This is a genomic window from Sphaerochaeta associata (genome assembly GCF_022869165.1).
Taxonomy (GTDB): Bacteria; Spirochaetota; Spirochaetia; order Sphaerochaetales; family Sphaerochaetaceae; genus Sphaerochaeta; species Sphaerochaeta associata.
This window is the reverse complement of record NZ_CP094929.1, coordinates 1,879,455-1,893,268: the sequence shown is the minus strand read 5'-3', so window position 1 is coordinate 1,893,268 and position 13,814 is coordinate 1,879,455. Positions and strand designations below refer to the sequence as shown.

General features: G+C 48.5%; 16 protein-coding genes. 9 read left to right on the top strand and 7 right to left on the bottom strand.

Annotation, left to right across the window (positions count from 1 at the left end; all coding sequences use genetic code 11):
• Positions 1-21 precede the first annotated feature (21 nt).
• The 6 genes from MUG09_RS08765 to MUG09_RS08740 are packed head-to-tail and all read left to right on the top strand — an operon-like array spanning position 22 to position 4,350.
• Positions 22-225: a PLD nuclease N-terminal domain-containing protein gene (locus MUG09_RS08765; protein ID WP_244771040.1), complete on the top strand. Its 204-nt coding sequence runs from the start codon at positions 22-24 to the stop codon at positions 223-225.
• On the top strand, positions 212-1,132 hold the full coding sequence (locus MUG09_RS08760; RefSeq protein ID WP_244771039.1) for an ABC transporter ATP-binding protein: 921 nt from the start codon (positions 212-214) through the stop codon (positions 1,130-1,132). The genes MUG09_RS08765 and MUG09_RS08760 overlap by 14 nt, the downstream gene beginning before the upstream one ends.
• Positions 1,125-1,892 carry an ABC transporter permease gene (locus tag MUG09_RS08755; protein WP_244771038.1) on the top strand — a complete coding sequence of 256 codons (768 nt, stop codon included), beginning with the start codon at positions 1,125-1,127 and terminating at the stop codon, positions 1,890-1,892. The genes MUG09_RS08760 and MUG09_RS08755 overlap by 8 nt, the downstream gene beginning before the upstream one ends.
• Positions 1,893-1,915: 23 nt before the next feature.
• Complete coding sequence (locus MUG09_RS08750; RefSeq protein WP_244771037.1) at positions 1,916-2,365, top strand: hypothetical protein; 450 nt, start codon at positions 1,916-1,918, stop codon at positions 2,363-2,365.
• Positions 2,362-3,846 (top strand): serine hydrolase domain-containing protein, encoded by a 1,485-nt coding sequence (locus tag MUG09_RS08745; RefSeq protein ID WP_244771036.1) that lies wholly within the window; start codon positions 2,362-2,364, stop codon positions 3,844-3,846. Before MUG09_RS08750 ends, MUG09_RS08745 begins: the two co-directional genes overlap by 4 nt.
• A 21-nt stretch (positions 3,847-3,867) precedes the next feature.
• Positions 3,868-4,350, top strand: a complete 483-nt coding sequence (locus MUG09_RS08740) for a hypothetical protein (RefSeq protein ID WP_244771035.1) — start codon at positions 3,868-3,870, stop codon at positions 4,348-4,350.
• 63 nt (positions 4,351-4,413) lie between these two features.
• Here the strand turns inward: MUG09_RS08740 and MUG09_RS08735 are convergent, their stop codons facing one another.
• The 3 genes from MUG09_RS08735 to MUG09_RS08725 all read right to left on the bottom strand — a co-directional run bounded on the left by MUG09_RS08735 (position 4,414) and on the right by MUG09_RS08725 (position 7,392).
• Positions 4,414-5,052: a hypothetical protein gene (locus MUG09_RS08735; protein WP_244771034.1), complete on the bottom strand. Its 639-nt coding sequence runs from the start codon at positions 5,050-5,052 to the stop codon at positions 4,414-4,416.
• A 30-nt stretch (positions 5,053-5,082) separates the two neighbouring features.
• A complete protein-coding gene (locus MUG09_RS08730) occupies positions 5,083-6,516 on the bottom strand; it encodes an amidohydrolase family protein (RefSeq protein WP_244771033.1) in 1,434 nt (477 codons plus the stop codon).
• Between the two features lie 369 nt (positions 6,517-6,885).
• On the bottom strand, positions 6,886-7,392 hold the full coding sequence (locus MUG09_RS08725; protein ID WP_244771032.1) for a hypothetical protein: 507 nt from the start codon (positions 7,390-7,392) through the stop codon (positions 6,886-6,888).
• A gap of 265 nt (positions 7,393-7,657) precedes the next feature.
• Here MUG09_RS08725 and MUG09_RS08720 point away from each other — a divergent pair, with 265 nt between their 5' ends.
• The 3 genes from MUG09_RS08720 (at position 7,658) to MUG09_RS08710 (ending at position 10,120) form a co-directional block, all read left to right on the top strand.
• Positions 7,658-8,518, top strand: a complete 861-nt coding sequence (locus tag MUG09_RS08720; protein WP_244771031.1) for an InlB B-repeat-containing protein — start codon at positions 7,658-7,660, stop codon at positions 8,516-8,518.
• A gap of 223 nt (positions 8,519-8,741) precedes the next feature.
• Entirely contained in the window at positions 8,742-9,689 is a 948-nt protein-coding gene (locus MUG09_RS08715) for an AEC family transporter (RefSeq protein ID WP_244771030.1), read from the top strand.
• A gap of 62 nt (positions 9,690-9,751) precedes the next feature.
• A complete protein-coding gene (locus MUG09_RS08710) occupies positions 9,752-10,120 on the top strand; it encodes a DUF3147 family protein (RefSeq protein WP_244771029.1) in 369 nt (122 codons plus the stop codon).
• A 22-nt stretch (positions 10,121-10,142) separates the two neighbouring features.
• On the opposite strand, the gene MUG09_RS08705 is transcribed toward MUG09_RS08710, so the two are convergent.
• The 4 genes from MUG09_RS08705 to MUG09_RS08690 all read right to left on the bottom strand — a co-directional run bounded on the left by MUG09_RS08705 (position 10,143) and on the right by MUG09_RS08690 (position 13,707).
• Entirely contained in the window at positions 10,143-10,742 is a 600-nt protein-coding gene (locus MUG09_RS08705; protein WP_244771028.1) for a hypothetical protein, read from the bottom strand.
• A 113-nt stretch (positions 10,743-10,855) separates the two neighbouring features.
• Positions 10,856-11,782 carry an alpha/beta hydrolase gene (locus MUG09_RS08700; RefSeq protein WP_244771027.1) on the bottom strand — a complete coding sequence of 309 codons (927 nt, stop codon included), beginning with the start codon at positions 11,780-11,782 and terminating at the stop codon, positions 10,856-10,858.
• 58 nt (positions 11,783-11,840) lie between these two features.
• Positions 11,841-12,602 carry a GNAT family N-acetyltransferase gene (locus tag MUG09_RS08695; RefSeq protein ID WP_244771026.1) on the bottom strand — a complete coding sequence of 254 codons (762 nt, stop codon included), beginning with the start codon at positions 12,600-12,602 and terminating at the stop codon, positions 11,841-11,843.
• Positions 12,603-12,729: 127 nt separating this feature from the next.
• Positions 12,730-13,707, bottom strand: a complete 978-nt coding sequence (locus MUG09_RS08690) for a hypothetical protein (protein WP_244771025.1) — start codon at positions 13,705-13,707, stop codon at positions 12,730-12,732.
• Between the last annotated feature and the right edge of the window lie 107 nt (positions 13,708-13,814).

The following is a 13,814-nucleotide window of genomic DNA, read 5'->3' as shown; positions in this document are numbered from 1 at the left end:
TGTCTGAGTCAGGAGGCACCCATGAGTGAAGAGATACTACTGCTGTCGGCACCGCTGGTGGTCCTTGAACTGATCCTCAAGCTGGTATGCCTACGGGATTGGATGCACCGGGACCGCTTCAACGGACTATCCAAGACCGCTTGGTTGCTGATCTTCCTGTTTGTGAACCTGTTCGGCCCGATCGCCTATCTGGTATATGGGAGAAAGCACCATGGCAATGATTGAACTCGATTCCATCAGCAAACGGTATCGAACAGTCCAAGCCTTGAAAAACGTATCCCTTTCTGTACGAGAAGGGAGCGTCTTTGGATTCCTCGGACCCAATGGTGCAGGCAAGACCACGCTGATCAGAATCCTGGCCCGGCTCATTGAACCGACATCGGGAAGTTTCAGCATCGACGGAAAGGCAATGCACCATACAAAACGGCTTGTCGGATATTTGGCCCAACAGCCCACATTCTATCCTTGGATGAGTGCAAGGGAATTGCTCAGGTTCTCCGGTACGCTGTATGGAATGTCTTTTTCCGAAATTGAGAAGCGAATCGATGAGCTGTTGCCATTATGCGGAATCCAGATGGCGGCAGACAGGAGAATCGGTGAGTACTCTGGGGGAATGGTGCAGCGCCTGGGCATCGCCCAGGCGATACTGCACAGACCAAAAGTCGTACTGCTCGATGAACCGGCATCGGCCCTCGATCCGATCGGGAGAAGGGATGTGCTGACTCTTATCGGCCGCCTGCGAGAAGAGACAACGGTGTTCATGTCCAGCCACATCCTCGAGGACATCCAGCGGGTGTGTGACGAAGTGGCGATCATCGCAGACGGCTCGATTGTCCTGCAACAGAACATACAAGCACTGCTCGGCTGTCATGCACGACCCTTGATGCGTCTTCAGTTCAAAGATTCCTTTACTGCTTCAACCTGTAAGGCATTGCTGGCCGATCTCTCGGTAGAGAACTCCATCGAAGAGGCGACATGCATTGTCATAAGCGAAACCGACTATCACGCCAAGCATGCAAAGATCATGCGGATGCTGAGTGACCATGGCCTGCAGTTACTGGGCCTCTACAAGCAAAACGCCACACTCGAAGATGTCTTCATGCATCACATCAAGGAGCGAAATCATGCATAACAACCTGAGCATATTGCTATGGAAGGAACTTACCGAGGCCTTTCGATCCTATCGAGTTCTCATATGGGTGATGGTCTGCGCCTTCTTCGGTATACTCTCCCCGCTCTCTGCCTACTACATGCCCGACATTTTGGCCATGATCGGCTCGACACAGAATATGGTACTTACGCTGACAGAAGTCACCTATCGGGATGCTGTGGACCAATATGTAAAGAACTTTACGCAGATTGGTTCGATCGTCATGATATTTCTTGCCATGGGTTGTGTTGCAGGAGAGAAAAGCGACGGTTCCTTGCAGTTTTTGATGGTACGACCGATAACCTGCCGATCGATTCTCTTCTCAAAGATGCTTGCACTCATGGTCATGGAACTCCTAGGCATAGGGGTTGCAGCGATGCTCTGCAACCTCTATGGCAGGTACCTTTTTCCAGCATTCCCATCAGCGCTGTTCATGCAATCGAATCTGCTACTTCTGCTGTTTCTCCTGGTCGTCATAGTCATGACCACAAGTCTCTCTGCAATGGTCTCTCGACCGGTTGCAGCAGGACTTGCTGCCCTGGGCCTTTGGTTGGTGTTCAGTATGCTGGGATCACTTGGCGGCACAGGATGGTACTCCTTCACCACATTGGGTTCGGAGATGATCCATGTGGTGGAAGGTTTTGCGATATCATACAAGCCGTTCGGATCGGCGATACTGGTGATGATCGGGAGTGTCATCGGAGGGCTGTGTGCACTCAGATGTTGGGAACCCTCCCATTGAATGGGGGAAATGGAGCGTTGCATATGGAACATGTCGTGTATCTGGAAGCGAAAGAGAAGGAACTGGAAAAGCTTGCAAGCGGAGAAAAACAGATGATCGTCCGCGGTGCTGCAGGAAGAAAGCTGCCCTACGGACGCGTAGTGTGCGGTGAAGTGCTCTGGTTCATCGAGAACAAGGGCGATGGAATGGTCCGAGGCAAGGCCGTCGTTAAACGTGTTTTCAATTCGGAAAAACTATCAGCCTCGGAGGCCCTGCAGCTCATTGAAGAGAACCAATTGATGCTTCGGCTTTCCCCTGCTCAGATCAAGCGTTGGGCAGGCAAGCGATATCTCGTACTGATGGAACTTCAAAACTTTGAACTCATACCTCCGTTTGCCATTGATAGAAGCGACTTTGGAAATATGGATGACTGGTTGCCTGTCAAGACCATAGAGCAGGTAAGGGTCTTGAGCTTGGAGAAAACAGTCACATGAATTGCACGAGTATGCATACGATTCACCGCACATGGTTGTTCATCATGACAACTGTAGTGCTTTGTCTTGTGATAGCCCTGTTCTCGGGCAGTCTTCTATTCCATCAGACAATCAAGAAAAACGCCACTCTGGTGGATTTCGAGGACTATCTACGTCAATTCATACCGCATCTGATGGAAAAATTTTCCATTCCTGGATGCAGCATATCGCTCGTTCTGAATGGTGAAATGGCATACAGCGGGGCCTTTGGATACGCGGACATGGAAAGCCGGAGGCTGCTTTTACCAGACACACCCATGAGTGTTCAATCGATCACCAAATCGGTGACCGCCTGGGGCGTCCTTGCGCTTGTCCAGGAAGGGCTTCTTGATCTTGATGTTCCGGTAACCGAGTATTTGAGAACCTGGGACTTTCCCAAAACCCGATATTCTGTGGAAAACGTGACGGCCGGAACCTTATTGAACCATAGCGCAGCCATGCCCCTGGGTGACTTCAACGACGTGTACGCCCCCGGTGAAGCAATGCCTTCGCTCAGACAGACACTTACAGAGCAAGCAGGTATGAAGGGTGAGCCCGGGGAATTCTCGTACTCGAATGTAGGCTATCATGTCCTTGAGCTTCTGATCGAAGAAATCACAGCAAAGCAATTCTCTGCGTATATGCATGAGAAGGTGCTCGCCCCGCTTGGCATGCACGCATCGTTCTTTGAAATACCGGATTCCATGAAAGGATGTGTCCCTACCGGATACGACCTGCAGGGCCGGCCTGTTCCGGTCTACCTGTATCCTGAAAAATCGTCGGGTGGGTTGTTTGCAACAGCCGAAGATATTGCACGATTCGCAGCAGCCTCAATGAAGGAAAACCCCGTACTTACGGCACAGCAGGTGCGTAGGCTGTACAAACCTGAGCACACCGACATCGGTGTGTACTCCCTGGTTTTCGATGCCTACGGGCTTGGTCACTATCTCGAGCGGCTGCCCAACGGAATGCTCTCGGCCTCCCACGGCGGGCAGGGAAGGGGAATTATGACGCATGTGCAGATGGTGCCGGAAACCGGCGATGCAATCGTAATCCTGACAAACAGCCAAAGAAGTTGGCCGTTTATCGCACACGTGCTCACACAATGGGCCCGATGGAGGGATTTCGGCACTGTGGGCATGACGCACATCCTATGGGCGCACTATGTAATGAGCGGCTTCATTGCACTGCTCTTTAGTGCAAGCATGCTGCTCGTATTATGCGCTGTGCTGTCGCCGAGAGAAGAGAAACGGAAAGGCATGGGTACTGCAAAGGCCCTTGCCGCCCTGATTCTCATCGGAATCGTTCTCTGGTGCAAGGCCCAACCGTACCTTCTTGTGAGCTCGGTGTTTCCCGTCCTTTCAAAGTGGCTTGGATGGGCTGTTTTGTGCGTATCGATGTCTCTGTTGGTATCGGCACTGCTGCCCATTTTTACAGATCGAAAACTATGTAGTTATCCATGAAGAGGTTAAGGAGGTTGTAGGTTGAAACAGAAGCGTTATAAAAACATCACAGGCTTTATGGTACGATTCACTCTTGTACACGTACTTACGTATGTGTTCTTTGGTATAGCGTTCATGCTTCTCAGTCGTTATTTCGACTATTTTGCCTACCAGAGAGTCTTTTACGAAGTCATGAAGCCGTCGACCGCACTCACCGTCCGTTTAGCCCCGCTTGTACAAATTGTTCGGGGTCTTCTGCTTGCCTTCGCCCTCTATCCCTCTCGAGCAGGCTTCATCGGCGTCCCGTCAGGTTGGATACGATTGTTTGCCTTGCTGTTTGTGCTTACCAGTATTGGCTCGGTCATCACGGGACCTGGCTCAATTGAGGGACTTCTCTATACGTACTTTCCCTTCAATCCTCTCATCGGCTATCCGGAAATCGCCCTGCAGATGGGCACGTTCTCCTATGTGTTTTGCAAGTGGCAGGGAAGAAGTCAGGTGTATTGCCAAACAGATCCACAATGAACCAACGCTGTCGGCTTCACAGCCGGCAAAGTTGGTTCTCATCATGTATCTCGTGAAGGCAGTCTACAGACTACTGATGGTATTCCTCCAGACCGTCTTGACGGACAGGCATACTTCCAACCCGCTTAGTCCATGCTTTTCAATACCCATGGTTTCTGCATGGCCGGCAAATCGCCAGCCTCCCCGCAGTGCCAGCATTGTATACTTTGTAAGGTCCAGCTCCAGTCCAACGGCAAGGGAAGCAAATGATGAACGACTTGCTTGAGCCCTGTCATACCCTTCATCGGCATCGACATCCTCCAGGTATCCGACGGTAATTCCTCCAAGAGCCAGACGAAGGAAAGGATGGATGCGTTTGTCGGGGTAGGCGGTGAAGATGAACTCCGTTCCCGACATCAAGGCGAATGCCGCCTCGGTATTTGCTATCGAAACGCCCAAGTCGGCATGCTCGAAATTGGAGAGCGGATTGGCACAGACAAAACCTCCCAGGGAGAACCAAGGCGAGAGTTGAAGCCCATAGGAGAATTCGGCCTGCAAGGGCCACTCGTCTTGAATGAACGCCGTCCCTCCTCCTGCGTTCAGATAACTTACAAACGAGAAGGATGCAGGACGGGCATCAAGCATCGTATGTGATGCGAAGGCAAGGCTGCCATAGAACACGATTACCAGAACCATCAAAGCGGTTTTCAATGTTTTACACATAATCAACGTACTTCCTTATACACATATAGTTTAGAGATTGTTCTCAGGAACCAACGAATCGAGCAGGGAAACGAGCTCTTGTTGCGTGTATGGCACACCTTGGACGACAATCAGTTCGATATCACCAAGGTGTGCAACATCCTCAAGGGGATTGCCGCCCAGCACCAGCAAATCGGCGCGAAGTCCTGCTTGGATTGAACCGAATTCATTCTCTGCCTTAAGGCATTCTGCTGCACGAATCGTAGCTGACGCCAACGCTTCCCATGGACTCATACCCAATGCAACCAATGAACCCAACTCCTTGTGCAGCGAAGAGCCTGCGACCACGTTCAGCGTTCCGCTGTCGGTGCCTGCTGCAATCGGAGCCTTGGCCTTGATAAGGGCTTTCACGATCAGCTCAAAATCCTCGATATGCTCCGAAGGCAGAATCTCATATCCCTTAACATTCTTCTTGATAAGGGTGGAAAATGACTTGATGGAACGTGTCCAGATGCTGCGATTAGCCCTTGGAATATACCCTGTCCATCGATCTGCCTCGATGGCATCGATACGCTCAGGCCTTACAACATGCTTCCACACCTCCAGGGTGGGGACGTTCCAAATACCGGCTTCTCTCGTGCGGGCGGCGATCTCATCGAGCCTGTCGGGGCTGATCTTCAACTCTCCGAATGGATTGATGTATCCAGTGAGATGCTCGATTGAATGCATCAACGAGCCTTCGAGCACTGCTTGAAGCGGTACTTCATGCGGAACATGGCCCACCACCGGTAGCCCGATACTCTTCGTCTCTTCTGCGATGCTGTAGAATGCAGAGGTGCCAAGCTTGTTGTAAATCTTGAAATAGTCAAAACCAGCCTCATCGGCCATTTCAACGGCAAGCTTTCCTGCCTCGGCCGAATGGGTGTTCATATAGAGTGATCGATCGAAGTAGGCCCCTTTTCTTGTCTCATGGATGGGACTTGCCTGGTAGATCCAAGGAGAGAGCACCTGTCCATTGCGGATTGCATCACGAAGCTCGAGATGGTCGCTGAAGGCAAATCGCTTGTCCGTTCGACCCCCCTCTGTCAGGGAGGCCATATTGCGCACCGACGTTACGCCGTTGGCAAGAAACAGCAGGGGGTCCAATGCATTGAACAGCAGATGTACGTGGGCATCAGCAAGACCCGGGACTATCCACATACCCGAACAATCGACAATATCTGCAGTCAAAGGTATCCGTTCATAGTCGGTACCTACATAGACGATTGTTTTGTCTTCGACGATAACAACGCAATTCTCAATGACTGTGTCTGGTTCGGTCATGGGAATCACGGTTGCATGAACGAACGCCTGGGCAGCAGGCCGTTGCTTCGGCCTTGGAAGGTCCAGGCGAGCAGCCTTGGGTCCTGAAAAACAAGAAGTCATCAGCAAAGTTGCAACGACAACAAAGCCAAACACGCCATTCTTACATTCTCTCCATTGCATACGGTTTTTCTCCTCACTCGTAACGGAGTGTAGAGTAGGGATTATGAGTGGTTTTCACTATCGAATATGTGTATGAGATGGCCATTTAGCAGGTACGTATATAGTTGTAGATGGCAGGATTACTCGTCAGAGCAGCGCATTCACTAGATTAAGTACCCGCTTACCGAGAACTCTTTCCCTGTGCCATGCAGGGTATGATTATCGTAGATTCTGAGAGAAGTGATTCTGATTATTCTAGAAAGAAAGCGTTCTATACTGCCCATTCAACCACTTGCGTTTGATTTGTGTGAAAGAATGAATGTAGGTTTTACATGCGGATTCTAGGGTTTGTAGGGCATCGAAGAATTTCCTGAGCATATGAGAAAGTTTCTATTGGTTGGAGATCATGGATACTACAGGAATATTCACAGCAATATAGGTAATAAGGAGTATCGTAAGGATGATCTTCTCTGATGCGAGGAATCGTATAGGTTTCCAAAACTCCTTGCCAAACAGATATCTGTGCCGAGACAAACCATAGAATCCAAGTAATACGACTCCCGCCAACAGAATGTACATCTGAAGGTTCAAGTAACTTTCATACAATAAGCCAACGAACTCCAAGAGCATTTTGACCATGATGAAAATCAAAATCCATGTTCCATAGGTGTTCAATTCATAGTCCTGTTGTGAGCGATATATGCTCTTTGCGAGAATAAGGAAAGCGGCAAGTGTAAGGATATTGATAACGAGTATACGTATGCTTAGGAACAGAGACTTCTCTGCTTCGATTCCTCTGAGCACGGGAATGGTTTGTGGTATGTATTCATATAGGGCTAGTATGAGTACAAAGAGAATAAGTGATAAAACCCCAGCTCCTGCAGCAAGTTTCCTCATACCGACCTCCGAAGTTCCAATGCGAAGAATATTATTTCATCCTGCGGTACACCATTGCGTAAGACATTTGATAAAATACTAAAGAATAAGTTCCTGGACAAGGATTCTCTCTATTGCGTGAACCTGAAGCCTCAATATATTTAGCGTGTGTATCAGGCAAGAAAAATCAAGAGGTATAAATTGTAATAGTCATGTCCATAGGATATGATTAGTGACGATTGGACTGATACCAGGATTAGAAATATTGCGATAAAGAAGGCATTGAATGAAGAAAGGTACAGTGATTTCTATAGTTCTTCTCTTGATGGTGATAAGCCTTGCAGTCGCTGTGCTGATATCCTGTGCTGATGGGATTCCTGCTTATGCCGTACATTTTGATTATCAGAATGGAAATACAGCAGTTCAAGAAACTGAGCTGAGAAACTCAATGCTTATTGAGCCGATTACACCTTCACTAGAAGGATATTCGTTTGGTGGTTGGTACACGAACAGCTATTTTACACCCGAATCGAGATGGGATTTCAGCAGTGACACCGTCTGCTCGGATTTGACCCTCTATGCAAAGTGGGAGTTTACTGGCTTGAGTGATGCTTTGGAAGAATCTTCCTTTTTAGTCGGAAGCATTGGACCCGCTGGAGGCCATGTATTCTACGACAAGGGATCGTACAGCAATGGTTGGCGGTTTTTGGAGGCAGCCCCGAAAAAATATGAATTCAGGAAGGTATGGGGCGGGTATGGGATACAGGTGCAGACGGGCATAGAAATAGGGGCAGGTAAAAGCAACACAGAGGAAATTGTGACAACATTCGGCCATGCCGAACCGTATGACATGAAGACCGACTATGCTGCGAAGGTGTGTGCCGATCTGGTGGTCCTTAAGGATGGTGTGTTGTATAGCGATTGGTTCTTACCGAGCAAGGATGAGCTAAACCAGATGTATGAAAATCTCAAGGAACATAATATAGGAGATTTTTCTGGCGATTGGCATTGGAGTTCTTCGCAGTTCACCATGGGTTTCCCCAATGACCGTGTAAAGTATGCATGGTTCCATCTCTTCGGCAATGGTACACGAGGTTTCGGTGGTCGATATAAAGATTATTGGGTGAGACCTGTACGAGCATTTTAATGAATTTGTCTTTGTGTTGATTTGACTTGGATAGGAAAGATCAACTCTTCTTGTTTTTAAAAGGAGTGAAGCCTCAGATTCGCTTGTAGTAGAAAGCAAGGTATCACCATGGGCGAGGTGGAGTCTATTGTCAAATTGTCATCTGCTGATGCCGAGTGTCACCGGTATGATGTTTGTCGTGGTTCTGTCCCTTCTTGCACCCTGCATGTACTCATGGTAGTCTATGCTCATCATTTCATTCGGCAGGATGGGTATGTATTCAATACTTCCGGTTCTCTTGTTGTTCATTCTTGGATTTCTCTTGCAGCGGGGAAGCACGTTGACACAGACTTCGGTTGCAGGAGCAAAACGAATAGTCAGCGATCTTGCGCTTCCGGCTCTCCTGTTTCAGGCTTTCTCTTCATTGGAAATTGAGAGCAAGTATCTGATTTTGGTTGTGACCATATTCCTTGTCTGTCTTCTCATGGTCTTGTTAGGCAAGGCCTTGGCAAAACCCCTGCACATGGAAACCCCCTATTTCCCGCTTCTGCTTGGAGGGTTTGAAATGGGAATGTTGGGCTACGCCTTGTTTCTGAGTGCCTATGGAAGTGAACACGTGGGGAAAATGGCCCTGATAGACCTGGGTCAGGTCCTCTTCGTATTTTTTGTCCTTATGGCGTTCTTGATCCGCGAACGTGACGGTGCTCATACAACCAAAGCATTGTTGAAACAATTCATCACCTCTCCGGTGATTCTTGCAATTTTTGGCGGTATTGTGGTCAGTATCATAGGCCCGTGGTTTTCTCCCCATCCCGTATGGACTGCCATCGACGAGGGCATCTCCCTGCTTGCCAGTCTGACCACACCCCTCATTGCCCTTTCCATCGGGTATGGCATCCATATCAAGAAAGAAGGATTGTCTTGGTCACTGAAAACGATCATGGTAAGGAAACTTGTCTTGTTGGGCTTGGCCTTGCTGATCAACCACTTCCTGATCGACCGACTTCTGGGTATGGATACCATCTACCGCTATGCACTTCTTGTGATGTTCCTCACCCCGCCGCCCTACGTAGTTACCATCTATATGCGTCCCAACGACCCCGTGAATGCAGGCTATGTAGATAATACGCTCTCTCTTGACACCCTTGTTTCCATTTTCTTGGTGATGGCGGCCGTTGTCCTGTACCGGTAAAACCAGACCGCCGTTTTTTAGGTTTTGCCGTCGCAGTCATATCGCAAGTGTACACAGCAAAGTTGAGGTTCAAGCATATGCTCTATTATTCACTGAAAGTATTCATATCGGCTCTCGTCATCGTCTCTGTCAGCGAGGTTGCCAAACGCAGCTCACTATTCGGAGCTCTCATTGCATCTTTGCCTCTGACATCATTGCTTGCAATCCTTTGGATGTATAAAGATAACGTGGAGACAAAGAAGATTGCTCAGCTAAGCCAATCCATCTTCTGGTTCGTATTGCCTTCGCTTGCATTCTTTCTGGCGTTTCCCTTCCTGCTGACCAAAGGCCTTTCTTTTTGGGTGAGCCTGGGAGCATCAGCTACGCTGACGATCGTAATCTACTTCGTCATGCTTTGGATTCTCAAGGCTTTCAATATCACGATTATGTAAGACTGCAGCAACATGCTGTATATCAATACTGATACGCCATGCCTATATAGGTTCCAAATCCCGATCCACTCTCAAGGGAGATTGTATCAGTAGTAGTAGAGGATCCGCTCTTGGTTGTTTTTGAGACACTGAACGGAATACTGAGTCGGACACCACCCAGAAGAACCAAGTCGTTGTTCAGTTCGTATACAGCACCAATTTTCGCCTCTATCTTGGAAATCCGAGAGGTTGACTCACTACTTGAGTCTTCGTAGGAACTCTGCGTATAGCCATAACCCAAGGCGGTTTCCAACGACAAATCACGGTTTAATATATGCTTTACAGTACCCATGAGGCTTCCCGTGAGCACCGATGTAGGATCACCTTCCAAGGAGAGTATCGAGGTTTCGAATGTCGGCGTGGATGATCCAACACCGAATTGATAGGCGATTCCGAAGCGACCGGAGGTGGAACCATAGCTTGCACCCTCAAGTGAGACTGCAACCTGATTGAAAACAACCTTGTAGCTGTCTTCACTGTACGTATCATTCATAATGGAGATACTGCCACCAATATACGAGGACGCAAAGGCCAAGGAAGCAGAAGCGAGAATAAGAAGAACAACCGATACACTACGTTTCATACACTACTCCTGATAGGTGATAATTGCTATATAATTAGTAGGCATTATACTGTATCAAAGAAGAATGTCCAATAGCATAAGGTTGTTACTAAAACCATACTAAAATGAAGCTGCTAATCCACAACGGCCAATTGTTGGTTCATGTATGCAATTCTTTGCTTGATTATCTGTTGGGTATACTCGCTTTTCCAATTCAGCTCAAATCCATGCACCGTTCCCTTGGTCTGGTTCATGGTAACTTCCACACCTGCGTCCTGCAGTTGTCTGGCGTATTCTATTGCTTCATCACGCAGGCAATCAAACTCATTTGCTTCAATATACGCTTTGGGCAATCGTGCAAACGATGGAATTTGCATGGGGGAGCAATACGCTTGGGTGGTCGGGTTTTTGCAGTAGAGATTCCACATTTTTTTGTTCTGCCGTGCATTCCAGATGGGAGTATCAATAAACCGTTTCATGGAATCGGTTTGCTGCCTTGCATCCAAAACCGGATAGATGAGCATCTGAAACAAGGGTTTGGTAAGGTTTCTGTCCCTGATCAGATGGATGAGGGAAGCAGCCAAGGCCCCTCCGGCACTATCGCCGCAAAGGGCAATTCGGTCGGAATCAATGCCAAGTTCGCCGGCATGGCCGGTTATATATGCATACGCTGCAAAGCAGTCCTCAAGTCCATGGGGAAACCGATGCTTGGGGACCAAGCGGTAATCGACAAAGAGAACTTTGATATTCGAACCAAGCGCATATTCGCACATCAGCTTCTTATGAAAATCATTGGCGGGCAGGGCGAACGCCCCGCCATGCAGAAACAGAATGCATGGGGATTTGTCGTTAGCGGTATGAGGGCTGAATAGTTCCATAGGAAGTGTATATCCATCGAAGCTTTTCAGCGTGAGTTTCTGACATTTGATGGTACTTGGAACACTCTGTTTTGCGTACAAAAAGCGGGTCATCCTCTGAAAGAGAGGCAGCAGTGGAGCATACATCGGTACACCGATGTTGATGGTTCGATAATCCTTGTGCACCGGATACTTTGTTTTCATAGGCCCTCGCTTTGTTTGATAGTACGACTGATGGTTCTCTCAAAGCAAGGGAGACTGTTCAGCTTCCAATCTCATATGCGCGATATGCATATGCAAAATGATACCCAAGCTTTTGGGCCAGATGCAGGGATGTGGTTGTATGGGCATCCCAGGAGGGGAATAGGCTTCGCTGCAGGCAGCTTAGGATGAGACTGGCACAGCAGGCGGTGGCCAGTCCCTGCTTTCTATACTCAGGATGTGTATCGACTTCGATTTCGATTCCCTTCTCATAGAAGTAGTACGATGAGGCACCGCTGACAATGTTCCCGTCCTTGAGCACACAAAAGCCAAGTCCATGTTCAGCATACCGGTCATAGGTCGGATAGAGTGCGACCAAATCCTTTGACCAACTCTCACTCAGGCACCTATGGTACAACTCTTCTTTGATGGGCTGTAGCGCAAAGCCGGGTTTCAGTGAATCGACACAATGCTGCAGGGTTGCTGTATTGAAGCTGTGCTCACTCTTTTTCAGTGCATAGCGTGTAATTGCTTTCGCCCGGTTGCCATAGGCTGTTTCAATGAGCTCATTCCACCTATGATCGGGTCCAACCAGGATAAGGTATGCATCAGAGCGCATGGCGGAGATGTCGGCAAGCAAAGCTTCGGAGGGTTGTCCGCCCAAGACGGCATAGTCACCAAGTATGGCTATTGCACTGTATGGCCTGCTTTGGTTGTCTGCAAACACCGAGCCCATGCCGCTATACAGGCATGCATCGAAGAAGTGGCTGTTCTTTCCTGCAAACAGGGGCTTGGCCAAGCCGGGGTTCCTTAGTGTTTCCATACAATCATGACAATAGCATAGCCGCATACTTTTTCAAGCACCATACGTTGTTGGGAATGCATTGATATGCCTCAAGGGTTTTTTCACCTGAAGTCAAAATTCCCCTAGTCGAGAAGGAAGCCGCTTCTTACAGGGTGTCCTTGGGGGTGAGCTGAACGGTGATGGTATCGCTGTATGTGCCTGCAACCAGGTTCTCTACCGCGTGTTCCTGTACTTGGGTGACATAGATGTTCTTTGTATACGTTGCATTGGAAAAGCCTACCCAATCCACCGAGTCACCGGGTTCTATGATGGTAGAATCGAAGAGGAGTTTGTATCCGATGGGTTCCAGATTCTGTTCTTCCGTGTGCCGCATCTCAAAAAAATCGGTAGTGGAGTCACTGCTGAAGGTAAGGGTGACTCCGGCAGGATTGCCGGCTTGGACATTGGTGACGACTACCTGGGCTTTGGCAACATAGGCAGCGGCGGTGTTGTAAGCTTTGTCCAGGTCGAATTGCTGTTGGATTTCGACGATTGAGAAATCGAAGACAGGATCGGTGGGATCTTCATAAGGAACTGCAACATCAGGCGTAACAGTACCAGACCCGAGATAAGGCTGCTGGGGAACAGGTTCTCCGTCGGCTCCGGTGACAGGGGTGAAGTCGGTATTCCAAAAGTCTTCATTTTCGGTCGAATAGGAAACGACGAAGTTTCCCACAGTGCCACTCTGATGCGTGTAGGTTCGTTCGGGAATAAATACAGTGTCCGGATTGTGGGAGATCAAGAAGAAGTCTATGGTGATCAAGCCGTTCATCGGACTATTGGTGGGATTGATCGGATTTACATTTCCCTGGTTGAGATTCGAATTATATAATTGCGATCCGTATCTGAGAATGGCAACTCCATGGAAGCCAAGTTTATCGTTTTTATTGGGATTCCATGTTGTCGGCCCTCTGAAAACAAACTCGTTGGAGATGTTTGAAAGCAAAGCGAACGACCTGATTGTCTGTCCCTGCGTATCGATGGTGAACCGACCCATGTGCATCGCCATCATGTTTTGGTAGTGATTCGTGCCTGTCCCACCATACTTGTTCACATAGATGGAGTTGTAGCTTTCGAGCTTCAAAGGGTAGGTAGAGTAGGTAGCTATGACACCGAAGACAAGAAAAGATGGAAGAAGCAATAGAGCTATACATACGCCTATTTTCTTCTTTCAAAAACAATACATTTAAT